22 protein-coding genes are annotated in these 25,110 nt (G+C 71.7%); 10 read left to right on the top strand and 12 right to left on the bottom strand.

Annotation, left to right across the window (positions count from 1 at the left end; genetic code table 11):
* Window positions 1-99 precede the first annotated feature (99 nt).
* From WMR31_RS07310 to WMR31_RS07285, 6 genes are read left to right on the top strand one after another with little or no spacing between them, the layout of a single operon-like run.
* Complete coding sequence (locus tag WMR31_RS07310) at window positions 100-189, top strand: potassium-transporting ATPase subunit F (RefSeq protein WP_340538127.1); 90 nt, start codon at window positions 100-102, stop codon at window positions 187-189.
* Window positions 189-1,847, top strand: coding sequence for a potassium-transporting ATPase subunit KdpA (gene kdpA, locus WMR31_RS07305; protein ID WP_340538126.1), 1,659 nt, complete (start codon window positions 189-191; stop codon window positions 1,845-1,847). The genes WMR31_RS07310 and kdpA overlap by 1 nt, the downstream gene beginning before the upstream one ends.
* Complete coding sequence (gene kdpB / locus WMR31_RS07300; protein WP_340538125.1) at window positions 1,844-3,991, top strand: potassium-transporting ATPase subunit KdpB; 2,148 nt, start codon at window positions 1,844-1,846, stop codon at window positions 3,989-3,991. The genes kdpA and kdpB overlap by 4 nt, the downstream gene beginning before the upstream one ends.
* Before the next feature lie 3 nt (window positions 3,992-3,994).
* The gene (kdpC, locus tag WMR31_RS07295) at window positions 3,995-4,591 is read left to right on the top strand and encodes a potassium-transporting ATPase subunit KdpC (RefSeq protein WP_340538124.1); all 597 of its coding nucleotides are present in this window, start codon (window positions 3,995-3,997) and stop codon (window positions 4,589-4,591) included.
* A 41-nt stretch (window positions 4,592-4,632) separates the two neighbouring features.
* Window positions 4,633-7,170, top strand: coding sequence for a DUF4118 domain-containing protein (locus WMR31_RS07290; protein ID WP_340538123.1), 2,538 nt, complete (start codon window positions 4,633-4,635; stop codon window positions 7,168-7,170).
* Window positions 7,167-7,856, top strand: coding sequence for a response regulator (locus tag WMR31_RS07285; protein ID WP_340538122.1), 690 nt, complete (start codon window positions 7,167-7,169; stop codon window positions 7,854-7,856). Before WMR31_RS07290 ends, WMR31_RS07285 begins: the two co-directional genes overlap by 4 nt.
* Here the strand turns inward: WMR31_RS07285 and WMR31_RS07280 are convergent.
* Genes WMR31_RS07280 through WMR31_RS07260 form a run of 5 tightly spaced genes read right to left on the bottom strand, consistent with a single transcriptional unit; the run spans window position 7,823 to window position 11,073 of the window.
* On the bottom strand, window positions 7,823-8,101 hold the full coding sequence (locus tag WMR31_RS07280; RefSeq protein ID WP_340538121.1) for a ferredoxin: 279 nt from the start codon (window positions 8,099-8,101) through the stop codon (window positions 7,823-7,825). The genes WMR31_RS07285 and WMR31_RS07280 overlap by 34 nt on opposite strands.
* Window positions 8,098-9,330: an NADH-ubiquinone oxidoreductase-F iron-sulfur binding region domain-containing protein gene (locus WMR31_RS07275; protein ID WP_340538120.1), complete on the bottom strand. Its 1,233-nt coding sequence runs from the start codon at window positions 9,328-9,330 to the stop codon at window positions 8,098-8,100. The genes WMR31_RS07280 and WMR31_RS07275 overlap by 4 nt, the downstream gene beginning before the upstream one ends.
* On the bottom strand, window positions 9,327-9,926 hold the full coding sequence (locus WMR31_RS07270) for a ferric reductase-like transmembrane domain-containing protein (protein ID WP_340538119.1): 600 nt from the start codon (window positions 9,924-9,926) through the stop codon (window positions 9,327-9,329). Before WMR31_RS07270 ends, WMR31_RS07275 begins: the two co-directional genes overlap by 4 nt.
* A complete protein-coding gene (locus WMR31_RS07265; protein WP_340538118.1) occupies window positions 9,923-10,762 on the bottom strand; it encodes an FAD:protein FMN transferase in 840 nt (279 codons plus the stop codon). The genes WMR31_RS07270 and WMR31_RS07265 overlap by 4 nt, the downstream gene beginning before the upstream one ends.
* The gene (locus tag WMR31_RS07260) at window positions 10,762-11,073 is read right to left on the bottom strand and encodes a hypothetical protein (RefSeq protein ID WP_340538117.1); all 312 of its coding nucleotides are present in this window, start codon (window positions 11,071-11,073) and stop codon (window positions 10,762-10,764) included. The genes WMR31_RS07265 and WMR31_RS07260 overlap by 1 nt, the downstream gene beginning before the upstream one ends.
* A 95-nt stretch (window positions 11,074-11,168) precedes the next feature.
* Here WMR31_RS07260 and WMR31_RS07255 point away from each other — a divergent pair, with 95 nt between their 5' ends.
* Window positions 11,169-12,488 carry a DUF2252 domain-containing protein gene (locus WMR31_RS07255; RefSeq protein WP_340538116.1) on the top strand — a complete coding sequence of 440 codons (1,320 nt, stop codon included), beginning with the start codon at window positions 11,169-11,171 and terminating at the stop codon, window positions 12,486-12,488.
* A 34-nt stretch (window positions 12,489-12,522) separates the two neighbouring features.
* Here WMR31_RS07255 and WMR31_RS07250 read toward each other — a convergent pair whose 3' ends face one another.
* From WMR31_RS07250 to WMR31_RS07240, 3 genes are all read right to left on the bottom strand, one after another.
* Entirely contained in the window at window positions 12,523-13,674 is a 1,152-nt protein-coding gene (locus tag WMR31_RS07250) for a hypothetical protein (RefSeq protein ID WP_340538115.1), read from the bottom strand.
* 8 nt (window positions 13,675-13,682) lie between these two features.
* A complete protein-coding gene (locus WMR31_RS07245) occupies window positions 13,683-14,045 on the bottom strand; it encodes a hypothetical protein (RefSeq protein ID WP_340538114.1) in 363 nt (120 codons plus the stop codon).
* 81 nt (window positions 14,046-14,126) lie between these two features.
* On the bottom strand, window positions 14,127-14,765 hold the full coding sequence (locus tag WMR31_RS07240) for a 4'-phosphopantetheinyl transferase family protein (protein ID WP_340538113.1): 639 nt from the start codon (window positions 14,763-14,765) through the stop codon (window positions 14,127-14,129).
* Window positions 14,766-15,037: 272 nt separating this feature from the next.
* Here WMR31_RS07240 and WMR31_RS07235 point away from each other — a divergent pair, with 272 nt between their 5' ends.
* The 3 genes from WMR31_RS07235 to WMR31_RS07225 are packed head-to-tail and all read left to right on the top strand — an operon-like array spanning window position 15,038 to window position 19,120.
* Window positions 15,038-17,215: a PKD domain-containing protein gene (locus WMR31_RS07235; RefSeq protein ID WP_340538112.1), complete on the top strand. Its 2,178-nt coding sequence runs from the start codon at window positions 15,038-15,040 to the stop codon at window positions 17,213-17,215.
* 36 nt (window positions 17,216-17,251) lie between these two features.
* The gene (locus tag WMR31_RS07230; protein ID WP_340538111.1) at window positions 17,252-18,247 is read left to right on the top strand and encodes a 5'-3' exonuclease; all 996 of its coding nucleotides are present in this window, start codon (window positions 17,252-17,254) and stop codon (window positions 18,245-18,247) included.
* A 57-nt stretch (window positions 18,248-18,304) separates the two neighbouring features.
* Window positions 18,305-19,120, top strand: coding sequence for a response regulator transcription factor (locus tag WMR31_RS07225; RefSeq protein ID WP_340538110.1), 816 nt, complete (start codon window positions 18,305-18,307; stop codon window positions 19,118-19,120).
* Here the strand turns inward: WMR31_RS07225 and WMR31_RS07220 are convergent.
* From WMR31_RS07220 to glnA, 4 genes are all read right to left on the bottom strand, one after another.
* Complete coding sequence (locus WMR31_RS07220) at window positions 19,093-19,494, bottom strand: Hpt domain-containing protein (protein WP_340538109.1); 402 nt, start codon at window positions 19,492-19,494, stop codon at window positions 19,093-19,095. The genes WMR31_RS07225 and WMR31_RS07220 overlap by 28 nt on opposite strands.
* 237 nt (window positions 19,495-19,731) lie before the next feature.
* The gene (locus WMR31_RS07215) at window positions 19,732-22,722 is read right to left on the bottom strand and encodes a bifunctional [glutamine synthetase] adenylyltransferase/[glutamine synthetase]-adenylyl-L-tyrosine phosphorylase (RefSeq protein WP_340538108.1); all 2,991 of its coding nucleotides are present in this window, start codon (window positions 22,720-22,722) and stop codon (window positions 19,732-19,734) included.
* Window positions 22,723-22,724: 2 nt separating this feature from the next.
* On the bottom strand, window positions 22,725-23,465 hold the full coding sequence (locus WMR31_RS07210) for a type 1 glutamine amidotransferase (protein WP_340538107.1): 741 nt from the start codon (window positions 23,463-23,465) through the stop codon (window positions 22,725-22,727).
* A gap of 7 nt (window positions 23,466-23,472) precedes the next feature.
* Window positions 23,473-24,816, bottom strand: a complete 1,344-nt coding sequence (gene glnA / locus WMR31_RS07205; RefSeq protein ID WP_340538106.1) for a type I glutamate--ammonia ligase — start codon at window positions 24,814-24,816, stop codon at window positions 23,473-23,475.
* Window positions 24,817-25,110: the final 294 nt, after the last annotated feature.

Below are 25,110 nucleotides of genomic sequence, written 5' to 3'. Positions count from 1 at the left end.
GTCACCGGCTCGCCCGAGCACCGGCAATACCCCGTCAAGGCGCGTTAAGACCGCGACAAGATCGACCGAGCGCCGCCCGGCAGGCGCTTCGCTGCTCTCATGAGTCTCGAATCCGGCCTCCTGCTGGCCGCCGTCCTGGTCCTCGCGGCCTACCTGCTCGCGGCGCTGATCCACCCGGAGCGGTTCTGATGTCCCCGACTGCGGCCGGTCTGCTGTCCATCGCGACCCTGGTCGCGCTGCTCGCCGCGGCCTACGTGCCCCTCGGCGACTACATGGCGCGCGTCTACACCGGCACCACGCATCTGCGCGTCGAGCGGCTCGTGTACCGGGTGTCCGGTGTGCGCCCCGACGCCGAGCAGAGCCCGCGCGCCTACCTGCTGAGCGTGCTCGGATTCAGCCTGGTCAGCCTGGTGGCGCTGATGGCGATCCTCATGGCCCAGTCGTGGCTGCCGCTGGACCGCGGCATGGAGGGCATGCCGCTGTGGATGTCCTACAACACCGCGGCCTCCTTCGTCGCCAACACCAACTGGCAGTCCTACGCCGGTGAGTCGACCCTCGGGTTCACCGCGCAGATGGCCGGGCTGGCGGTGCAGAACTTCCTCTCGGCGGCGGTCGGCATGGCGGTCGCCGTCGCGCTGGTCCGCGGCTTCGTCCGGGTGCGCTCCGGCACGCTCGGCAACTTCTGGGTCGACCTGACGCGCGGAACGCTGCGGATCCTGCTGCCGCTGGCATTCGTGGGCGCCGTCTTGTTGATGGTCGGCGGCGTCGTGCAGACCTTCTCCGACGTGAGCATCCACACCCTCACCGGCCAGGAGCAGACCCTGCCCGGGGGCCCGGTCGCCAGCCAGGAGGTCATCAAGCTTCTCGGCACCAACGGGGGCGGCTTCTTCAACGCCAACTCCGCCCACCCCCTGGAGAACCCCAACAGCGTGACCAATCTGCTTCAGATCCTGCTGATCCTGCTGATCCCGGTGTCGCTGACCAGGACGGTCGGGACGATGCTCGGCAACCGCAAGCAGGGCCTGGCGATCCTCGGCACGATGGCGTTCCTGTTCGTCGTCCTCCTGGTCACCACCACGTGGGCCGAGGCGGGCTCCCACTCCCCTACCGCTCGGGCCGCCGGTGCGGCGCTGGAGGGCAAGGAGGCGCGGTTCGGCGAGTGGGCCTCCTCGCTCTTCGCCGTGGCGACGACCGGGACCTCGACCGGTGCGGTGAACTCCGCTCACGACTCGTTCACCCCGGTCGGCGGCGGCGCGGTGCTGCTGAACATGATGCTGGGCGAGATCGCACCGGGCGGCGTGGGCTCGGGGATCTACGGGATCCTCGTGATGGCCATCCTGGCCGTCTTCGTCGCCGGCCTGATGGTCGGACGCACACCGGAGCTGCTCGGCAAGAAGATCGGCACCCGCCAGCTGACCTACGTCGCGTTGTACACGCTCACGACCCCCGCGCTCGTGCTGGTCGGGTCCGGTACCGCGATCGCGCTGCATTCCACGCCGGATGCCATGGGGAATCCGGGCGGCCATGGCTGGAGCGAGGTGCTCTACGCCTATACCTCCGGTGCGAACAACAACGGCAGCGCGTTCGGTGGCCTCACCGTCACCAGTGACTTCTTCCAGATCACCATCGGCCTGGCGATGCTCCTGGGCCGCTTCCTCCCGATCGCGCTGGTGCTGTTGCTGGCCGGCTCCCTCGCCGCGCAACCCAGGCTCCCCGCGACCGCCGGGACCCTGCCCACCCACACACCACTGTTCGCCGGGGTGTTGACCGGGGTCATCGTCGTGATGACCGGTCTGACCTACTTCCCCGGACTCGCCCTCGGACCGATCGCGGAGGCACTGGCATGACCACGACCACCCCAGCTACCCCGGCCACCCCAGGCACCCCGGCCGGCCCCAATCCCACGGACGGCCCGGCGTCCGGCACGTCGCCCGAGCACGGTGACGTCGGACGGACGCGAGGAGCGGGGACGCCGGGCGGAGTGGGACTCGGATCCCTGGCCGCGCAGGCGGCCGCGCAGCTCCCGGCGGCGCTGCGCAAGCTCGACCCGCGCTACCTGTGGCGCTCGCCGGTGCTGTTCCTGGTGTGGCTCGGCTCCCTCGCGGTGACGATCGCAGCCGTCACCGACCCGAGCCTCTTCACCGCCTCCATCGCCGTGTGGCTGTGGCTGACCGTCCTCTTCGGGAACCTGGCCGAGGCCGTGGCCGAAGGCCGCGGCAAGGCCCAGGCGGCCTCCCTGCGCGCCACCCGCAGCGACGCCCTGGCCCGCGTCGTGCAGGCCGACGGCAGCACGGTGTCGGTGCCCGGCACCCAGCTCGCCGTCGGTGACCGGGTGCTGGTCGAGGCCGGCGAGATCATCCCTGGCGACGGCGACGTCGTCGACGGCATCGCCGCGGTCGACGAGTCGGCGATCACCGGGGAGTCGGCACCGGTGATCCGTGAGGCCGGAGGGGACCGCAGTGCGGTCACCGGTGGCACGCGGGTGCTCTCGGACCGGATCCTGGTCGAGGTGACGGCCGCCGCCGGCGACACCTTCCTGGACAAGATGATCGCACTGGTCGAGGGCACCTCGCGTCGCAAGACGCCCAACGAGGTAGCGCTCTCGGTCCTGCTCGCGAGCCTGTCGCTGGTCTTCCTGCTCGCGGTCGCCAGCCTGGCCCCCATGGCGGACTACGCGGGCGCCCCGCAGGGCCTCGTCGTCCTGGTCGCCCTCCTGGTGTGCCTGATCCCCACCACCATCGGGGCGCTCCTCTCCGCCATCGGGATCGCCGGCATGGACCGGCTCGTGCGGGTCAACGTGCTCGCGATGTCCGGGCGCGCGGTCGAGGCGGCCGGCGACGTGAGCACGCTCCTGCTCGACAAGACCGGCACCATCACCTACGGCAACCGGCGCGCCTGCCGGCTCGTCGCCGCCCCGGGCGTCGGAGCAGACGAGCTGCGCGACGCCGTCCGGATCGCCAGCCTCGCCGACCCGACCCCCGAGGGCCGCTCGATCGTCGACCTCGCTCGCGACGCGGGTGCACCGGACGACGAGCTGCCGGCCGGCACCGAGCTGGTGGAGTTCAGTGCCCAGACCCGGATGTCGGGCATCGACCTGCCCGATGGCCGGGAGCTTCGCAAGGGCGCGGGCAGCGCGGTCGGTGCGTGGGTCGGCGCCGACCTCGGCGCCGAGACGACGGCGGCGATCGACGAGATCGCCCGCAGCGGCGGCACTCCGCTCGTGGTCGCCGAGCGGCACCGCGGAAGCGCGCGCGTGCTCGGCGTCGTGCACCTCAAGGACGTCGTCAAGGAGGGCATGGCCGAGCGCTTCGAGCAGCTGCGGGCGATGGGCATCCGCACCGTGATGGTGACCGGCGACAACGCCCTCACCGCAGGGGCGATCGCCGAGGAGGCCGGCGTCGACGACTTCCTGGCCGAGGCCACGCCGGAGGACAAGCTGGCCTACATCCGCAAGGAGCAGGACGGCGGCCGCCTGGTCGCGATGACCGGCGACGGCACCAACGACGCCCCCGCGCTCGCCGCCGCCGACGTCGGGGTCGCCATGAACACCGGCACCTCGGCGGCGAAGGAGGCCGGAAACATGGTCGATCTCGACTCCGACCCGACCAAGCTCATCGACATCGTCGAGATCGGCAAGCAGCTGCTCGTCACGCGGGGCGCGCTGACGACGTTCTCCATCGCCAACGACGTCGCGAAGTACTTCGCGATCATCCCGGCGATGTTCGTGGCCGCCTATCCCTCGCTCGACCGGCTCAACGTCATGGGACTGGCCACGCCGCAGTCGGCAATCCTGTCGGCGGTCATCTTCAACGCGCTGGTCATCGTGGGCCTGATCCCCCTCGCGCTGCGCGGCGTCACCTTCCGCGCCGCCTCGGCCACGACCGTCCTGCGACGCAACCTGCTCGTCTTCGGCCTCGGGGGGCTCGTGATCCCCTTCGCCGGCATCAAACTCATCGACCTGCTCGTCTCGAGCCTTCCCGGAATCGGCTGACCCATGAACGCCTTGATCGATCTCGCCCGCCAGTCTCTCGCCGCCCTGCGAATCCTGCTCGTGTTCACGCTGGTGCTCGGAGTCGGCTACCCGCTCGCCGTCTGGGCCGTCGGGCTCGCACTCGGCGACCGGGCGCACGGACAGCCCGTCCGGGTCGACGGCGCGGTCGTCGGGTCCCGGCTCCTCGGCCAGAGCTTCGAAGGCGAGCGGTGGTTCCACTCCAGGCCTTCTGCCAACGACTACGACCCGCTGGCATCGGCTCCGACCAACCTCGGGCCCCGCAACCCCGACCTGCTCGCTGCGATCGAGCAGCGCCGCGCCGACGTCGCGCGCACCGAGGGCGTGCCGGCCGCCGAGGTCCCCGCGGACGCCGTCACCGCCTCCGGATCCGGACTGGACCCTCACATCTCCCCCGAGTATGCGGCGATCCAGGCCGATCGGGTGGCCTCGGCCAACGGCCTCCCGGTCGCCGAGGTCGACAGGCTCGTCGCGCAGCACACCTCGGGCCGGGCCCTCGGCTTCGTCGGTGATCCGGTCGTCGACGTCCTGGAGCTGAACATCGCCATCGCCGCCGCGGTCACCGAGGACGCGCCTGCGTGACCGGGTCCGGGGGCGCCTGCCCGCACGTGGAGACTGAGGCCATGACCACCGCGCCCGGCCGAGGAAGGCTCCGGGTCTATCTCGGTGCCGCCCCCGGCGTCGGGAAGACCTTCGCCATGCTGAACGAGGGGAACCGGCGCCGCGAGCGCGGCACCGACGTCGTGGTCGGCTACCTCGACACCCACGGCCGCGCGCGTACCGACGCCGCGGTGGGCGGGCTGGAGGTCGTGCCCCGGGCGAAGCTCACCTACAAGGAGACCGAGCAGGAGGAGATGGACCTCGACGCCGTCCTCGCACGACACCCGGCGGTGGTGCTCGTCGACGAGCTCGCCCACACCAACGTGCCCGGCAGTCGGCACACCAAGCGGTGGCAGGACGTCGAGGAGCTCCTCGCGGCGGGGATCGAGGTCGTCACCACGGTCAACATCCAGCACCTGGAGTCGCTGAACGACGTCACCGAGTCGATCACGGGAGTGCGTCAGCGAGAGACGGTCCCCGATGCGGTGGTCCGCTCGGCCGACCAGATCGAGCTGGTCGACATGAGCCCACAGTCGCTGCGTCGGCGCATGGCCCACGGAAACATCTACGCCCCCGAGAAGGTCGATGCCGCACTGTCGAACTACTTCCGCGAGGGCAACCTGACCGCGCTGCGGGAACTCGCCCTGTTGTGGCTCGCCGACCGCGTCGACGAGGGGATGGACACCTATCGCGACGAGCACGCGATCACCCGCACCTGGGCCACTCGCGAGCGCATCGTCGTCGCCGTGACCGGCGACGCCGAGTCGGTCACGCTGATGAGGCGGGCGGCCCGCATCGCCTCGCGCCGCAGCCACGGTGAGTGGCTCGCGGTCTACGTGACGCGCCGCGACGGGCTCAGCGGGGCGCCGCCGGACCGGCTGGCCGACCTGCGCGTCAAGGCCGAAGAGCTCGGCGGCACCTTCCACACCATCGTCGGCGACGACCCTGCGGTGGCCATCTTGGAGTTCGCGCGCGCCGAGAACGCCAACCAGATCCTCATCGGCGCCAGCCGTCGCGGGCGCATCTCCGCCGCCCTCCGGCCCGGCATCGGCGACCGGGTCATCGCGGCGCCCGGAGACCACGACGTCCACATCGTGACCCACGACTACGCCCGCCGACGCCGTCCGGCGCCCTCGCGCGAGACCCTGGGGCGCACGCGGCGGATCGCCGGATTCGTCGTCGCGGTGCTCGCGCCGGCAGCCTTCGCCGGACTGCTCAAGGCGACGGCCCAGTTCCATGCCCTGCCATCGGAGTCGATGGTGCTCATGGCCGTCGTGGTGGCGACCGCCCTCCTCGGCGGCCTGCTACCCGCCGTCGTCTCCGCGCTGTGGAGCGGCCTGCTGCTCAACTACTACTTCACACCCCCGCTGTACCAGTTGACGATCGCCGAGCCGGGCAACGCCCTGGCCGTCGCGTTGTTCGTGGTGGTCGGCATCGCGGTAGCCACGGTCGTCGACCACTCGGCCCGGCGCACCGCCGAGGCCCGGCGCGCGCGCGCCGAGGCCGACGCACTCACCGTCCTCTCCCACAGTCTGCTCAACTCCGGCGACGACCTCACCGGCCTGCTCACCTCGGCCGGCGAGCTGTTCGGCGCCTCCGGCGCAGCGGTGCTCCGCCGGCGCGACGACGGCACCGAGGCCGGCTACGACATCGTGGCCGCCGTCGGGGATCGCCCAGGCGCGCCGTCCGGCGAGGAGGTGTCGGCGGCGATCGACGACGACACCGTGCTGGTCCTGCGCGGCGGCCGGCAGGGCTCCGCCGAGCGCAGCCTGCTCAACGCCTACGCCGCCTACGCCAAGGTGATGGCCGACCGGCAGCGGGCCGCCGCCGCGGAGGCCGAGCGGCTGCGCCTGGCCGACACCGACCGGACCCGGACCGCACTGCTCGCCTCGGTCTCCCACGACCTGCGCTCCCCACTGGCGGCGGTGAAGGCGTCGGTGGCGACGCTGCGCAACGAGACCCTCTCCCTCCCGCCGCGTGACCAGGCCGACCTGCTGGAGAACATCGAGGACTCGACCGACCGGCTCACCGCGCTGGTGACCAACCTGCTCGACATGAGCCGCATCGCCAGCGGCGCGCTGACCGCCCGCCCCGGCGAGGTGGGGCTCGAGGAGGCCGTCCGATCGGCCCTGGCCCCGCTGCCGGGGAGCGAGCGGATCGTCGTCGACGTCGACCCCGGTCTCCTCGCCCTGGCCGACCCGGGCCTGCTGGACCGGGTGATCGCCAACCTCGCGGAGAACGCGCTGAAGTACACCCCGACCGACGCCGCGATCCGGATCGACGGTGCGGCGACCGACGACGGCGCCGCGGGCCCACGGGCGATCCTGCGGGTCAGCGACAACGGGCCAGGGGTCGCCGACCACGATCGCGACCGCCTCTTCGCGCCGTTCCAGCGCCTCGGCGACGTGCCCAGGAAGGACGGCGTGGGCCTCGGGCTCGCCGTGGCCCGGGGGCTGACCGAGGCGATGGGCGGCACCATCGCCACCGAGGACACTCCCGCCGGGGGGCTCACCTTCATCGTGGACCTACCCCGCCCCGACGATCCCGAGGAGCCGGCATGACCTTCGTGCTCGTGGTCGACGACGACCCCGCGATCCTGCGCACGCTGACCATCAACCTGCGGGCGCGCGACTACGAGGTCGAGACGGCCGGCGACGGACGCTCGGCGCTGCAGATCGTCGATGAGCGGATGCCCGACGTCGTGCTGCTCGACCTCGGCCTCCCCGACCTCGACGGCGTCGACGTCCTGACCAGGCTGCGCGGATTCACCGAGGTGCCGGTGATCGTGGTCTCCGCACGCAGCGAGCCGGACGACAAGGTCGAGGCGCTCGACCTCGGCGCCGACGACTTCATCACCAAGCCCTTCTCGATCGAGGAGCTGCTCGCCAGGATCCGCGTCGTCAGCCGCCGCAACGCCGTCGACGAGCCCGCGCTCGTCGTCCTCGCCGGCGACCTGCGACTCGATGTCACCGAGTCCCGCGCCACGCGCGGCGACCAGACCATCCACCTCACGCCCATCGAGTGGAAGATCGTCGAGACGCTCGCCCGGCGACGTGGGCGCCTGGTCCGCCAGGCCGAGCTCTTGCACGCGGTGTGGGGCTCGGGATACGAGCGGCAGACGAACTACCTGCGCGTGCACCTGGCGAGCATCCGCCGCAAGCTGGAGCCCGACCCGTCGCGACCGACGCTGTTCCTCACCGAGCCGGGCATCGGTCACCGGCTCGCCGCGTCCGACGCGGCGCGCTGAACCGGGCCGCGCGAGGGCACCTCGAGCAGCCGCAGCGCGAGGAGAGGGCACGCCGCGATGGCGCGTCGCGCCTGGGCCCGCTCTCCCGGCGGCACCACCGGGTCACCGCGGACGTGGTCGCCGCGCGCCATCGGGAAGCCCCACGGGTCGAGCGCCAGGAGGGTCGGAAGGAGCTCCGCGCAGGCGCCGTGGCCGTCGCAGCGGGTCCAGTCGACGTGCAGCACCTGCTGCCTCGAGGCGCTCATCGCGGGCACGTCCCGGCCAGATGACCCTCGAGGTGGGCCCCGAAGGTGCGCAGCATCGAGCGCACCATCCGCACGGTGCCGTCCGGATGTGCGCAGGCTCCCCGGTACTCGACCAGGCGGGTCAGGTGCTCGACCCGGGCGACCAGGTCGTGGCTCCCCCGCGTCGGCGATCGCCGGGCGTCTCCGGGGAGGCCGGCCAGAAGCGCGAGGGTGTGCGCCAGCACCGGGAGTCCGTTGAGGCACGGTCCGCACTGCCGGGCGCTCTGACCGGCGAGGTAGCCCGCGATGCTTGCGGTGGCCTCGATCGGGCACTGGCGCCGGTCGAGCACATGGAGGACGCCGGCGCCGGGTGCGGCGCCCCACGGGGCGAGGGCGGCGACGTCGAGCGGGGTGTTCAGGGCCGACGCCGGCAGCCAGGCACCGTGGTAGCCGCCGACCAGTACCCCGCTGACCAGATCGGTCCGGAGGCCGAACAGCCCCAGGACCTGGTGCATCGGGGCGCCGCGTGGGGTCTCGGTGACGCCGTCGGCCACCACCTCGGTGCTGCTGCCCGACACGGTGGCGAGGAAGGTGCCGGGATCCTCGGCAGTACCGACCGAGCGGAACCACGCAGCACCGTGGCGCACCAGCAGCGCGATCTGCGCGGCGGTCTCGGTGTTCACGACCAGCGTCGGACGTCGCTCGAGCCCGCGCTCCCAGGTCGGCGGCACCGGGTCACTCGGCACCTGGGGACGCCCGTTGAGCACGTTGACCACCGCCGTCTCCTGGCCGCCCACGAACGTGCCCGCGACCGTCCGCACCTGTGCGCGAGAGCCCACCGCGGCGATGCTCCTGCGGAGTGCGGCGGACTCCATCCGGTCCGAGACGGCCACGACGACCCGCCCCGCACCCAGTGCGCCGGCCAGGATCTCGGCGCCGTCGCGGACCAGTCCGGGTGCGAGCGCGATCAGGGTCTCGTCCTTGCGGGACAGGGGCTCCCCCTCGACGGCGTTGACGACCACGGCCGGTCGCCGAGGCTGCGCGGCCACCGTCGCGAGCTTGCGGCCCGTGGGGAAGCCGGCCCCGCCCCGTCCGGTCAGTGCCGCCGCAGCGAGCAGCTCGGACAACTCGTCCAGGCCGGGCCTACCCAGGACGGGAGAGCCGTCGTGGGCGAGAAGCCGGTCGTGGACGCTGCCGACCACTCGCAGACCTCCACCGATCACCGGACGCTGCGGCATGGTGGTGCTCATGCCTGCCGCCCCGCTCGTGCGGGGACCTGGCGCGGGATGCGGACCCCGCGGTGGCCGCGGTCGGCGAACCCGGGAAGCAGCCGCCAGGCGACGGCGGAGCCGACCGCGACCACGCACACGCCGGCGAGCGCGAGCAGCCACCAGCTCCGGCCGTCGGTGCCGTTGCCGATCGCGTGCCCGACCACCAGCGGCCACAGCGCATAGGTCGCCCAGTGCACGGCGCGGAAGACCCGCGGACCGACATGCCGGCGCAGCAGACTGGTCAGCATCACGACCACCAACAGGTCCACCGCGAGCGTCCCGAGCCCCTGCCATACGGGTCGGAAGCGGCCGGCGAAGGGCACCACGACGTCGAACCAGCGCAGCTGGGCGTACGGGTCGAGCAGCAGGCTGCCGAGATGGACGACGACCAGTCCGGTCGCCATCAGGGCCGCCGCGCGGTGGATCTCGTTCACGCCGAAGCGTCCCCAGCCGGCGATCTCGCGGCCCGACCGGGTCGCGATGCCGAGGACCACGCTGATCGTCATCAGCACCAGCGCCACGACGCCGGTCCCTCTCCCCAGCGCCCACAGGGCCTGCTCGGCCACGGCGCTCACGAGACTGCCTTCATCTCGCTCGGAAAACCGTGGAAGGTGTCGATCCGACCGTCGATGCCGACCAGGCGAGCCGGCAGGCCGGCTCGACGAAGCCATTCCGGGCCCTCGACCCCACGGATCAGAGCCGCGGTGGCCGCCCCGTTGGCCTCCAGGCAGGTGGGCGCCACCACGGTGGCGGTGCGCCACGGCGTCCGTGCGCTGGTGCCGGTACGCGGATCGCGAAGGTGGTGCCCGAGGTGTCCTCTCTCGTCGCGCCACTGCCTGTGCAGCGTGCTCGACGTCGCGATTGCCGCCCCGGCAGCCAGGCTCACGGTGAGTGCCGGGTCGTCCTCGGCGTCCTGGACCGCGACCTGCCAACCGCCGATCGGCCCACCGGCGGTGGCGATGTCGCCGCCGAGCGAGACGAGCACGCCGGTCCCGCACTCGCGGTGGATCCGATCGGCGATCAGGTCGGCTGCCCGGGCTTTGCCCGTCGCGCCCAGGTCGAGCCGAATGCCGGCTCCCAGGGTGAGCATCGAGCCGTCCAGCCGGATCCTGGACCTGGACCTGGGCCAGGCACCGAGCACCGGCGTGACGAGACCATCGGTCGCCCGTTCGACGTCGAGCGCGGCGTCGAGGACGCTCGCCAGCAGCGCGGACACCTCGTGCGTGCCCGCGGTCAGCCGGCTGATCTCGCTCGTGGGTGAGTAGCAGTCGATCGCCGACTCGATCCGGCCCATCAGCCGGTTGGCCAGGTCGTAGGCGCGGGCGGTGCGGGTCACGTCGGTGACGACGAGCCGACAGGTCGTCGTCCAACGCTTCCACGTGCGGGTACCAGGACTCATCGTGGTCGGCATCAGGAGCCCTTGGTCGTGGCGTGCGCCTGAGGGTTGCCACCCGAGCCGAGCAGGCCCCGGCCGACCAGACCCGAGCCGACCAGGCCAGACCCGACCGGGTCGGACCCGACCGGGCCCGAGACCCCGTCCTGGACGGTCGGACTCGGGGTCGCCACGGTCGGCGCGGTGAGCGACTGGGCGAGCAGCCCGCCCGCGATGGCGACGGCGCCGATCGATGCACCCGCGACCAAGGTGATCCGGGTCTGGCGTACCCGCAGCTGTGCGGCGCGTCGGTGTCCGAGAGCATCATGGAGGTGGGGGCGCGGGGGCATCGGCAGATCCTTCCTGGGTGATCGTCGTCCACGATGTCCCGGCGAATCTGCCAACAACCTGATCGTCGGATCGGCTGGCGTGAAATGCTCCTCCCATGAGCTCTGATGACCGCCGCGACGTCATCGTCGGCGTCCTCGAGGAGGCCTTCGCGCCCCTGATGAAGGCCGCACCCGCCGCGTTCCGCGCGAAGTACCGCACGATGGCGCGGGATCCGCACGCGTTCTACCGCGGGTCCGCCTGCCTCTACTACTACGACGTGATCCGCGGCGCGGAGACCGACGACCCGTTCGCCGATGGCGCCGCGAGCCGCATCTGGGTCCACGGCGACCTGCACGTCGAGAACTTCGGCACCTACCTCAACTCCGATGGCCGGATGGTCTTCGACATCAACGACTTCGACGAGGCCTACCTGGGCAGCTATACCTGGGACCTGCGTCGGTTCGCCGCCTCGCTGGCGCTGGTCGGCTGGCAGAAGGCTCTGCCCGCCGAGGACGTCGAGGCGCTCACCGAGCGCTATCTGCGCGCCTACCTGGACCAGGTGCGCCAGTACGTCGACAGCGAGACCGACGACTTCGCACTCCACCTCGACAACACCGACGGCCCCGTGCACGACGCCCTGGTCACCGCCCGGCGCCAACGGCGCGCCGACCTGCTCGACGCGAACACCCGCGAGGTCGACGGAACCCGCTCCTTCCGCGACGACGACCCCACGATCCGCCGACTCGACGACGACGAACGGGCCGCGGTGGAGGAGGCCTTCGAGCGCTACCTCGCCACGATCCCCCCGCGGCGCCGCGCCGAGCGCGAGCTCTTCTACGACCTCCGCGACGTCGCCGGCAAGTCCGGCTTCGGCATCGGCAGCGCCGGCCTGCCCGCCTACAGCGTGCTCGTCGAGGGCTACAGCCAGGCGCTGGACAACGACGTCCTGCTCTCGATGAAGCAGGCCAACGCCCCGGCGATCAGCCGGTTCGTCGACACCACCGACATCGACGCCTACTTCGAGAACGAGGGCCACCGCACGGTCGTGAGCCAGCGCGCCCTCCAGGTGCACACCGACCCGATGCTCGGCTACACCGACCTCGACGGCGTCGGCTACGTCGTCTCGGAGGTCTCCCCCTACGAGGTCGACCTCGACTGGTCGCTGCTCAACGAGCCCTCCGACATCGAGCAGGTCGTCGACCTGCTCGGCCGCGCCACCGCGAAGATCCACTGCGCCTCCGACGAGGACAGCGAGCAGGACCTCGTGGAGTTCCAGGTCGAGGACGCGATCGTCGAGGCCATCGACCGAAGGGACGACGAGTTCGTCGCCTGGGTCGTCGACTTCGGGCGCCGCTACGCCGAGCAGGTCCGCGCCGACCACGCCACCTTCGTCGACGCCTTCCGCGAGGGCCGGATCGGCGTCTCGGCGACCTGATTGACCTCCACGTCCCGGCGTCGAACCGACTTGGTCACAAGGTGACCGACGGTGGGGTCCAATCCGCCCGGCTCGCCTTGACGTCCTTGGCGAGTTGCTCGAAGCCCACCGATCCACTCGCGAGTTGCGAGTTGGGCACCGGCCGCGTGTGGATCGCGTCCAGCGCCGTGCGCATGTTCTGGGTCATCTTGGAGATGTCGGTGGAGTAGCCGCTCCAGATGTCATAGGCCTCGGCAGCCGAGGTCAGCGCCATGATCTCCACCTTGTCGGCGAGCACATAGGACAGTCCGCCGGTGATGACGCTGACGGTCCCGGCCACCGCCGACACCGGCGGGATCAGCGCGATGACGCCCGTGCCATAGCTGACACCGCCCAGGATGGTCTTGGCGCCGCTCTGGTCGTTGAACTTGCCCGTCGGCCATGCTCCGGAGGGTCCACGGAACCGTTGCCACTGCTGCAGCGCCAGCCTGGCGTGGTCCCTGGCCGCGGTTGTCACCTCGAGCAGGTTCTTCTGGAAGTCGTTCACGGTGGCCGTGCTCTGGGCGGCGGTCGCGGTGAGTCGTTGCGCAGCGTCGAGATAGAGCGCGCACTTGTCGTTCACGTCGGTCCAGAAGCCGAAGAACGACTCCGACGACCGGGAGGTCGCCGGCCAGTACTTCTTCAGGTCTGAGAGCCAGGCCGGTGCCGACGCGTCGTCGGGGCCGACCCAGCCGGCATCGGAGGTGAGCTGGCTCTGCAGCCACCGCGCGAAACCGGCGAGGTTGTCCACGTCGGTGGACATCGTGCTGGGGTCGGGCTCCCAGATGTTCTGGCCCCAGAGCTTCAAGGTGCCGGGGCTGCCGTACCCGGTATAGGCCTCCTTGCCCAGCTTCCAGGCCGCCTCGGCTTCCCGCGCGATCCGCTTCCCCGTCTCGTCCGGGGTCTCGGAGTGCTCGTTCGCGGAGGCGAGGTCGACCCCCCAGAAGGCGTGGTTCATGACGAATCCGTACTTCCCGGGGAAGTGGAACTCCTCGTTGAACATCCGGGTTCCCTCCGGCTGCTCGGGGAACTTGCCTCCCTCGACCGTCAGGCTCGTCGGGAAGTACGCCTCGAGCACGTCGAGGTATCGCTCGTTCCCACAGAGCTCGCCGAGGAGTTCGCAGATCTCGGTGTACAGCGGCTGGAGCTGGTCGATGATTCCTGCCATGGCCCTGCTCAGACTTTCGGTGCGGTCGGGAGGTCTGCGGTGTCGGGGTCGCCGACGTAGGAGCGATGCTTGTCCAGCCAGGCCTTGGCCTGCTGGTCGGTCTTGACGAAGTCGTCGGCGATCCTGTCGAGTCCGACCGCTGTGTCGTTGAACGTCTTCACCATCGATCTCATATGGATGAAGAGCTCGACCGCCACGTCGGCGAGATCCCCGCCGATCGGATGGTTGCCCGCCAGGTTCAGCTCCGTCACCAGGCCGTCGATGCTGCTCGACAGCAGGCCGGCCTCGGCAGCGAAGGCATGCGCCTTGGCCGGACACTCCTCGTGAGCGGCCTTGTAAATCGCGCTCATCTTGATGTCGATCACGCTCATCGCGAGGGACCTCCCGTCAGTTCTGTGCCTTCAGTTGTGGGGTGCCCGGGCGCGATCCGGCGCAAACCGCTCTGGCAGCAGTCAGTCCCGGCCCGTGCTGTTCTTCGCGATCTCGGCCGGCCTGGTCACGATCGGGGCGGGATCGGCCGCGGCGACGACCGCGACATAGTCCTCCCCCAGGTCCACCGCCGTCAGGTGGTGGGCCGGATCGTCGAGCCGGACGCCGGTCATCGGCTCCATCAAGCCGGTACCGCGGAGCTTCAGGACAGCCTCCTTGCGCACCCAGGTGGCCAGCAGGTCCTCGGCGTCCTCCCCGGGCGCCAGCACATCGCCGGCGTCGATCTCGGCGGGCCAGGTCTGCCGCCGCTCGACGTCGACACCCACCGGCCCTGACCGGCGCCAGGCGAGGACGACCCGATCGGCCGCGTGGGACACCGAGGCCTCGAGCCCCGCGACCTGCGGCTTCCCGTGCGGGCCGCCGCAGCGCGGGCACCGCAGCTCGACTCGGACGTCGGCGGGATCGAGCCCGAGCACGGCTGCCGCGCGGGTGCGCAGCAGCATGCGCCCGGTGACGAACCTGGCCCGATCCTCCTGCCGGGCGAACCGCGCCACCCGGTCGCGCTCGGCGTCGTCGAGCATCGAGAGCCGGGCAGCGACGTCCGGGGCATCGAGCGCGAGCGGGGTGGACCACTCGACGGTGATCAGGCCGTTGTCGGACACTGGACCCATCCTGTCGGGACGAGCGTCGGTTCGTCCGCTCGGGTCGGGCTCGTTCCCCATCCGCACGCTTGCTCAACCTCCGGCGCAAGGCCTACGCAACTTCATCGGCGCGGGTCGGGCTCCTTCTCACGCCCCGCCTGTTCGACCTCCGAGGATCGCGTCTCACGAACGGCACCCGGCGGTGGCCGGAAGGAGCGAGGGCGCCTAGAGTGAGGCGGGTCACACATCTGAACTCAGTTCCTCCTGCTGCCGCGCGAAAGGTCGACGCTCTGATGTCGCTGTCCTCCAGGCTCGCAGCGCTGGTCGCCCTCGCGGTGACCGGTGCCGCTCTCGTCGTCACTCCGACAGCCGCGACGGCCGCCGCACCGGCCGCTGCCGCTGCCCCGACTGCAGCCGAGCCGAGGACCTGGAACATCGACGCCGCCGACCTCCCGACGCAGGCCTGGTGGGTTCGCGAGACGAACCAGAACAACCTCGACCACCCGCTCACGATCACCGAGGGCGACACCGTCCTGTGGCACTTCGACGACGCCACCCAATACCACGACCTCCTCAGCCAGGACACCCTCGCGCCCTGGATGCCGCCGCTGACCAACGGCGGCGACCCGGGCGACCCGGCGATCAGCTACACCTTCGACACCCCGGGCACCTACCACTACATCTGCAACAACCACCAGCCGTTGATGTCGGGCTCGATCATCGTCCGGCCGGCCGGCTCCGAGGGCGAGAACCAGCCGCCCACCGCGGCCCCGATGGCCTCCCCGCAGAGCGGCGCCGCACCGCTCCTGGTCTCGTTCATGGCCCATGGTGGCGATGCCGACGGCGACCCGCTCACCTATCTGTGGGACTTCGGCACCGACCCGGGCACTTCCGACCAGTCGGGTGAGGAGAACCCCCAGTTCACCTACACCGCGCCCGGCACCTACACCGCGACGCTCACCGTCTCCGACGGGCGGGGCGGGGAGGCGGTGGAGACGCTGCCGATCACGGTCAGCGGCGGGACTGCGGGACCACAGGCCAGCGCCGCGGCCGACATGACGTCTGGAGTCGCGCCGCTCGCCGTCCAGTTCAGCGGGTACGCGCTCGATGCCGGGGGCCAGCCGCTCGACGACGCCACCTATGCCTGGGACTTCGGGCTGCCCGGCGACGGCGACACCTCGACCGCTCAGAACCCGGCCTTCAACTACACCGACCCGGGGGTCTACACCGCGACCCTGACCGTCACCGACACCGGCGGCCGGCAGGCCACCGACAGCATCGACGTCACGGTCACCGGTGAGGGCGCGCTCCCCGAGGTCGAGGCGAGCGCGACACCCACGAGCGGTGCGGCGCCGCTCACAGTGGACTTCGACGCTCAGGTCACCACCACCGGCACCTTCCACCCCTTTGCCGCCGGGCTCACCACCTACCCCGACCTGACCGGCACCGCCGAACTCGTCCGAACCCGCGGCCAGACCCACGCCAGCCTCGACGTCACCGGACTCAAGCCCGAGGCCCGGCACGACGTCCACGTCCATGAACAGGCCTGCACCGACGGCAACGCCGGAGCACACTTCCGCTTCGACACCACGAAACCCTTCGGCGCCAGCAACGAGATCTGGCTCCCCTTCACCTCCACAACAACCGGCGCCAGCGGACCAGTCGCGGTCAGCCAACCCCAACGCGCCGGAGCCAAGGCCGTCTCCATCGTCATCCACGACCCCGACACCCCCAGCCTCCGCATCGGCTGCGTCGACCTCGGGCCCACCACCGACGGCCTCACCTACACCTGGAACTTTGGCGACGGCACGACCAACACCGGCCCCAACCCCACCCACACCTACACCACGGCCGGCACCTACACCGCCGTCGTGACGGTCGCCAGCGGCACCGAGAACGTCACCTCGTCGGTGAAGGTCGTGGTGCGCGACGTCGTGGCGCCGGACACCTCGATCACCTCCGGACCCAGCGGCACGGTGCGTGCCAAGCGCGCTGTGTTCCGGCTGGCCAGCACCGAGTCGGGTGGCGGCTTCGAGTGCCGGCTGGACCAGGCGGGCTGGCGCTCCTGCGGCGCGAGGGCGGTCTTCGCCGGCCTGGGCGAGGGCAAGCACACCCTGCGCGTGCGGGCGCTCGACGCCGCCGGCAACCGGGACGCCTCTCCCGCACTGCGCACCTGGACCGTCGACCGGACTGCGCCCAGGATCACCGGCACCAAGCCGACCGGAACCGTGCGCGATCGGACGCCGACGATCCGGGCCACCGTGCGCGACCGTTTCACCGCAGCACGGTCGATCGACGTCGTGCTGCGGGTCGACGGGCTCAAGGCCCCCGCCACGGTGAAGGCCGGCGGCAAGGTGGCGTGGACGCCGAAGCGCGCCCTGGCACCGGGCCGCCACGTCGTGCGCCTGGTGGCCGCCGACGCCGCCGGCAACCGGACCACGCGGACCTGGCGGTTCACCATCCGTCGCTGACCCGTCCCGGACTCACGTCGTAGGCTCACCGCCGTCATGTCGAGCCCGTCCCCCGATGCCCCGCTGCTCGTGGTGGTCGACGGCCCGTCGCTCCTGCACCGCAACCACCACGCCCGCCGTGACACGGGGCTCCGCGACCGCGGCGGCCGGCCGGCGTGGGCGCTGCACGGGATGCTGCGCCAGATCCTGGAGACGATCGACCGCTTCGCTCCCGACCTGGTGGTGTTCGGCTTCGACGACCGCACGACGTCGACGCGCGCCGACGGCTACCCCGACTACAAGGCCGGCCGGGCCGAGAAGCACCCGCTGCTGGTCGAGCAGCTCGACCGGGCCGCCTCGATGCTCGACGCACTCGGCCTGCGCACCGTGACCCCGCCGGGGCTCGAAGCCGACGACGTGAGCGCCTCGGCGGCAGCGTGGACCCAGCGGGCCGGCTGGCAGTGCCTGATCGTCACCTCCGACCGGGACTCCTTCGCCCACATCGGTCCGGGGACGTGGGTGCTGCGCCTCATCGACGGCGGCATCCACGGATCGCCGCTGCTCGACCCGGTGCGGCTGCGCACGATGTACGGCGTCGCGGCCGAGCACTACCTGGAGTACGCCGCCGTGCGCGGTGATGCCAGCGACAACCTGCCGGGGATCCCCGGCATCGGGCCGAAGACCGCCGCGCTCCTCTTGACCGGCATGGGCTCGATGCGCGCGGTGTGGGCCGACATCGACCATTGCGCCGGCGCCAACCTCGTCGCCGCAGTGGACTCCCTCGCCGAGGAGGCGGGCGCTGCGCGGGTGGGAGCCCGCGTGCTCGCGCGGCTCACGGCCCCCGGCGCGCGCGAGCGCTTCGACTTCAACATCGACCTGATGACCGGCCGCGACGACGTCGATCTCGGCCTGACCCCCGACCTGCCCGGCACACCTGGGCTGCTTCCGCTGGACCCCGACGTCGTGACGCGCGTCGTCGGCCACCTCGGCGTGCCGGCCACGACCGACCTGGCGCTCCGCGTGCTCACCGAGCCACCCGCCTCCCGGTCGTGAGAACTTCGCCGAAAGGTGTTGGCATACATCGCCGATCAAGGTGGCAGACTCACCCTCGTGGGGGACCTGCTGGGCGCGCCGTCGGGAGGCGTGCGCACCGATCGCGAAGGAGTGGCTGAGCGCCGCGCCGTCGTCATCGAGGACGACGAGGACATCCGGGGGGTTATCGCCTACGCACTGGGGAGCCAGGGCTTCGAGGTGCGCACGGCCGGGACCGGACTCGAGGGCGTGGACCTCGTGCACACCTTCGACCCCGATCTGGTCACCCTCGACCTCGGCCTTCCCGGCATCGACGGGATCGAGGCCTGCCGCCGGATCCGTCGGATCACCGACGCCTACCTCGTCATCGTCACCGCGCGCGGCGAGGAGGTCGACCGACTGCTCGGCCTGGAGACCGGCGCCGACGACTTCCTGACCAAGCCGTTCAGCCTGCGCGAACTCCAGGCGAGGGTCAACGCGATGTTCCGGCGACCGCGCCGCGGACATGGGCACTCCGGACCGCCGGGCACCCTCGCAGCGCGGTCGGCCGGCGCCTCGGTCGCGGTGGCGCACCCCGCCCACGAGGTCCTGCACTACGGCGTGTTGCGGCTCGACGTCGAGGGGCGCCAGGCCTTCCGCGGTGCCGACGAGCTCGCGCTCACCCGCACCGAGTTCGACCTGCTCACCCACCTGATGCGCAGCCCACATCGGGTGTGGTCGCGCGAGGCGCTGCTCCGCTCGGTGTGGGACACCGCGTGGGCCACCGACACGCATCTGGTCGAGGTACATGTGGGGAACCTGCGCCGCAAGCTGACCGGAGGCGCGGGAGGACCGGCCACGTTCATCAAGACCGTGCGTGGGGTCGGCTATCGCATGGAGCCGCTCGACACCTGAACCCGCCCGGCACCGCCCAGCGCATCGGCGGCGTGCGTCAGATAGCCGGCGATGGCGGCGTCGGTGCGGCGGGCGACCTCGGCGAGCACGAGCAGCAGCGAGGACGCCCCTGGGAGGTCGTCGGAGCGTAGGTAGCCCTCGATGAGGGTCGCGGTCCGGGCCAGCTCGTGGGCGCCGATCATCGTCGAGGACACCTTCAGGCTGAGCACGGCATCCATGGCCTCCTCGACGTCGGCACCGCGCACGGCGTCGACCAGGCGCGACACCCGCTCCCCCAGCATCCGCTGGAAGGTCTCGGCGAGACCGAGGAGGAACGGCCGGGCCCGATCATCGTCGGCGAGCTGATGCAGCGTGCGCGGATCGAAAACGGTCATGGCGGCGTCCCTCGGTGGTCGTCCTCCCAGGGTGCGCGATCCACATCAGGTCCGGATCAACGCCCGTGCACGGGAGGCTCAAGGAACCCACAAACCAGCATCGGGAAAGAGCGCGGACCGCGGCCTCTGGGGGGATCGGCCGCGGTCCGCGCGGGGACGATCATGGCACACCTGGGGCCGAGTCGGGGCATCCACACGTGATTGAAACGAAAATTGTTTCGCGGGAGACGCTCCGCCTCACCAGAAGATCCGGTCGACCACCCCGTGGGCACGCCGGGTGAGGCGCAGATAGTCGTTGACCATCTCGTCGGTGCCGTCGCTCGGATACCCGAGGATCGAGGCCACCGCGGCACGCTCGCGCGTGTCGCGGGGCAGCTGATCGGCGGCCTTCCCCCGCGCGAGGGTGACCGCATTGCGCATCCGGCTCACCGCACGCCAGGCCTCGGCCAGGATCGCGGCGTCCTCCGGCGACATCAGGCCCTCGGCGCTGGCCGCCTCGAGCGCGGCGAGGGTGCGCGGCGTCCGCAGCGACGGCACCTGGCCGGCGAAGCGCATCTGGAGCAGCTGGATGGTCCACTCGATGTCGGCCAGTCCCCCGCGCCCGAACTTCAGGTGCAGCTGTGGATCCGCGCCGCGCGGCATCCGCTCCTTGTCGACGCGGGCCTTGATCCGCCGGATCTCGATGACGTCGTCCTCGCTCAGGCCGGCCTCGGGGTAGCGCAACGGGTCGATCAGTGCCTCGAACGCCTGCCGCAGCTCGGGGTCGCCCACGGCCGCGTCGGCGCGCAACAGAGCCTGGGCCTCCCACACCTTCGACCACTTGGCGTAGTAGGCCGCATAGGAGTCGAGGGTGCGCACCAACGGGCCCTGCTTGCCCTCGGGGCGCAGGTCGGCGTCGACGGTGAGGGCCGGGTCGGCTCCGGGCAGGGCGAGCTGGTTGCGGACCTCGTTGGCGACCGCGGTGGCGTACTGCGCGGCGCGATGCGGGTCGGCGCCCTCGACCGGCCGGTGCACGAACAGCACGTCGGCGTCGCTGCCGTAGGACAGCTCGAAGCCGCCGTAGCGGCCCATCGCCACGATCGCGATCTCGGTGGGCGGCTCCGCCAGCCCGCGCTGACGGCAGATCGCGTGTGCGGCGACGTCCAGGGTGGTCTCGAGGGTGGCGTCGGTGATCCGCGAGAGCGCGGCGCCGACGTCGGCGACGTCGGTGAGGCCGAGGACGTCGCCGGCCGCTACCCGCAGCAGCTCACGCCGCCGGACGGCGCGGGCGGCGCGGACAGACTTGTCGAGGTCGTCCTGCCGCCCGGACGTCGAGCGCATCTCCTCACGCATCGCCTCGACGCTGAGGGGGGTCAGGTCGTCGCCGAGCATCCGGACGCCTTGGGGCTCGCGCTCCAGGAGGCCGGTGACGTAGCGGGAGGTCGAGAGCACATGCGCCAGCCGCTCGGCCACCTCGCCCTCGTCGCGCAGGGTCCGCAGGTACCAAGGAGTGCGCCCCAGGGTGTCGCTGAGCCTGCGGAACCCGAACAGGCCGGCGTCGGGGTCGGGCCCCTCGGCGAACCAGCTGAGCATCGCCGGCAGGAGGGCGCGCTGGAGCGTCGCGGTACGGGACACGCCGCTGGTGAGCGCCTCCAGGTTGCGCAGCGCGGCCTGCGGGTCGGCGTACCCCAGGGCCGCGAGGCGGTCTCCGGCGGCCTCGGAGGACAGTCGCACCTCACCGCTGTGAACTCGGGCCACGGCGGTGAGCAGGGGGCGGTAGAACAGCTTCTCGTGCAGCCGGCGCACCTCGCGGCGGTGGTGCTCCCACTGGGCGGTGAGCGTCGCCTCGGGCTTCTTGAGGTAGCCCAGACTGCGGCCGAGGCGGCGCAGCTCCGCCGGATCGTCCGGGACGACGTGGGTGCGGCGCAGGTGCTCGAGCTGGATGCGGTGCTCCAGGGTGCGCAGGAAGGCGTAGGCGTCATGGAGCGCCTCGCCGTCCTCGCGGCCGACGTAGCCGTGCTCGGTGAGCTGGGCCAGCGCGCTCAGGGTGGTGGGGGCGCGGATCTGGTCGTCGGCCCAGCCGTGCACCAGCTGGAGCAGCTGGACGGCGAACTCGACGTCGCGCAGGCCGCCCGAGCCGAGCTTCAGCTGCCGCTCGGCCTCCTTGGCCGGGAGGTGGTCGAGCACGCGGCGGCGCATGGCCTGCACCTCCCCCACGAACCCGTCGCGGTGGGCGACACTCCACACCATCGGCTCCACCAGGTCGACGAACTCGTGCCCGAGCTCCAGGTCGCCGGCGACCGGCCGCGCCTTCAACAGCGCCTGGAACTCCCACGGCTTCGCCCAGCGCTCGTAGTAGCCGCGATGGCTGGCCAGGGTGCGGGTGAGCGGCCCGGCCTTGCCCTCGGGGCGCAGGGCGGCATCGACCGGCCAGATCGTCCCCTCGCCGGTGTGCTCGGAGCAGACCCGGATGAGGTGGCTGGCCAGACGACTGGCAGTCCGCACCGTCACCGACTCGGGGGTGTCGTCGCCGACCGGCTCGTGCACGAACAGCACGTCGACGTCGGAGACGTAGTTGAGCTCGTGACCGCCGCACTTGCCCATGGCGATGACCGCCAACCGCACGCACGCGGCCTCCTCGCCCACCCGTTGCCGGGCGATCGCCAGCGCGGCGTCGAGGGTGCCGGCCGCCAGGTCGGACAGCTCGGCGGCGGCGTCGTCGAGGCCGACGTCGTGCGTCAGGTCGCGGGCGGCGAGACGGAGCAGCACCCGGCGGTACTCCACGCGCAGGGCGTCGACGGCCTCGGCGTCCGGCAGCGTGGCCGTCGGTGCCGGTGCGGTGAGGTCGGCTCCGACGGCCGCGAGCAGTCCCGCGCGGACGGCGTAGGCGGCCGGTCTGGTCGTGGCGAGCGTGTCGTCGGCCAGCTCGCGCCAGTGCCGCGGATGCCGTATCAGGTGCGAGGCGAGCGCCTCGCTGGCGCCGAGCACGCCGAGCAGCCGGGTGGCCGTGGCGTCGTCGTCGACCAGGGCGGCCAGGAGTCGCTCGTCCTCGCCCGGCTCCGCGGCCGCGGCGGCGTCGAGCAGCGCCACCAGGCCCGCCAGCGCCTGGTCGGGGTCGGCGGTGGCCCCGAGCAGCGGAGCCAGCGGCTCAGCCGCGGCGCCGAGCCGCTCGATCTCGACGAGTGAGCGGTCGGTGTCGAGGAAGCCCAGCCGCAGCAGGGCCCCCTTGGTCGTCGCGGACCGCGGCACGATCAGGCCCCGGTGTCGACCGGCGCGCGCAGCACGCAAGCGAACGACGTCGCGAGTGGCCGCCACGCCTCCTCGAGCTCGTCGGCCGCGGCGCCGACCTCCTCGGTCAGCGCGGCCGCCCGGGTGTTGCCGAGCGAGTCGGAGGCCGCCCACAGTCCGACCACCGTGCTGTCGACCTCGGGATGGCCCTGGATCCCCCACGCGCGGGGGGCGAACCGGGCGGCCTGGATCTCGCCGGTCGCCGCGCGAGCCAGCAGCACGGCGTCGTCGGGCAGGGCGGAGACGATGTCGACGTTCCACTGCAGGCAACGCGGGCTGCCGGCCGCCGCGATGGGGCCGAGCAGGTCGTCGTCGTGGGCGTCGTCGGTCCAGCCGACCCGCATCAGCTCCTGCTGCCGCCCGGCGGGATTGACGATGACCGGCGCGTCGAGGGCCGCCGCGAGCAGCTGGTGGCCCAGGCAGATGCCGAGCGCCGGGACGTCGTCCGCGACGGCCGCGCGCAGCAGGCCCTTGGTGGGCCCCAGCCACGGGTGCTCGGCGTCGTCGTAGGCGCCCATCGGCCCGCCGAGCACGAGCAGGCCGTCGTGGTCGGCGAGGTCGGCTGGCAGCGGCTCCCCGGCGTAGGGCCGGCGGACGTCGAGCTCGACGCCGTCCTCGGCCAGCCAGCGGCCCACCAGCGCGGGTGGGCAGTCGTCCTCGTGCTGGACGACCAGCACGAGCGGAGTCGGGTTCGGCGTCGTCATGGCCGCCTCAGATGACCGGCAGCATCTGGTCGCGCTCGAAGACCGAGACCTGGCCGCGGTACTCGTCCCACTCGGCCCGCTTGTTGCGCAGGAAGAAGTCGAAGACGTTCTCCCCCAGCGTCTCGGCCAGCAGCTCGCTGTCCTCGGCGACCATGATCGCCTCGTTGAGGTTCTTCGGCAGCGGGTCGATGCCGAGGCTCTTGCGCTCGCGCTCGGACAGCGCCCACACGTCGTCCTCGGCCTCACGGGGCAGCTCGTAGCCCTCGTCGATCCCCTTCATCCCGGCGGCCAGGATCGCCGCGAACGCCAGGTACGGGTTGCAGGCCGGGTCGAGGGTGCGCACCTCGATGCGGGTGGAGGCGCCCTTGAGGGGCTTGTACATCGGCACGCGGACCATCGCCGAGCGGTTGTTGTGCCCCCAGCAGACATACGACGGCGCCTCGCCGCCGAACATCATCCGCTTGTAGGAGTTGACCCACTGGTTGGTGACCACGCTGATCTCGGCGGCGTGCTTGAGGATGCCGGCGATGAAGCGGCGTCCGGTCTCGCTGAGCTGGTACTCGGCGCCGGCCTCGTAGAAGGCGTTCTGGTCGCCCTCGAACAACGACACGTGCGTGTGCATCCCCGAGCCCGGGTGGGTGGTGAACGGCTTGGGCATGAAGCTGGCCCAGATGCCCTGGCTCAGCGCCACCTCCCGGATGACGGTCCGGAAGGTGAGGATGTTGTCGGCCGTCGAGAGCGCGTCGGCGTAGCGCAGGTCGATCTCCTGCTGCCCCGGCCCGCCCTCGTGGTGGCTGAACTCGACCGAGATGCCCATCGCCTCAAGCATCGTGATCGCCTCACGCCGGAAGTCCGAGCCGTAGGACTGTGCGGTGTGGTCGAAGAACCCGCTGCGGTCGACGGGAATCGGGTCGACGCCCGGCTGCGGGGTGTCCTTGAAGAGGTAGAACTCGATCTCGGGGTGGGTGTAGAAGGTGAATCCGCGTTCCGCAGCACGCGCCAGGGTCCGCTTGAGGACATAGCGCGGGTCGGAGTACGACGGGCTGCCGTCGGGCATCACCACGTCGCAGAACATCCGCGCCGTGGCCGGGCCGTCCTCCATCCCGCGCCAGGGCAGGATCTGGAACGTCGAGGGATCGGGCAGCAGCAGCATGTCGGCCTCGTAGACCCGCGCGAATCCCTCGATCGCCGAGCCGTCGAACCCGATGCCCTCCTCGAACGCGCCCTCGAGCTCGGCCGGCGCGACCGCCACCGACTTCAAGAACCCCAGCACGTCGGTGAACCACAACCGCACGAACCGCACGTCGCGCTCCTCGAGAGCGCGGAGAACGAAGTCTTCCTGCTTGCCCATGGCTGGAGCCTAGTGGCGACCTCCCCCGCCCAGCCCCGGAGGTTGAGCAAGCGGGCGACACCGGCCATGAGTCGCCGCGCTCGGAGGTTGAGCAAGCCGGGAGGGCGAGGACCGAGCCCGATCGGCGCCGACGAAACCTCGCAACCGACCCCGCCAACGCTGGCAGCCACGGTTGCCGGGGTTTCGTCGGCGCTCGCTGGCGCTCGCTTGCTCAACCTCCGGCCGCAGGAGCTGCGACGAAGGAGCAGCTCCGTCGCGGGCGGAGGTTCAGCGGGCCCCGCGGCCGAGGAACGA

The organism is Nocardioides epinepheli (assembly GCF_037936805.1).
Classification (GTDB): Bacteria; Actinomycetota; Actinomycetes; order Propionibacteriales; family Nocardioidaceae; genus Nocardioides.
Note: the sequence above shows the minus strand (reverse complement) of the source record. Positions and strands in the feature narration are given on the sequence as shown.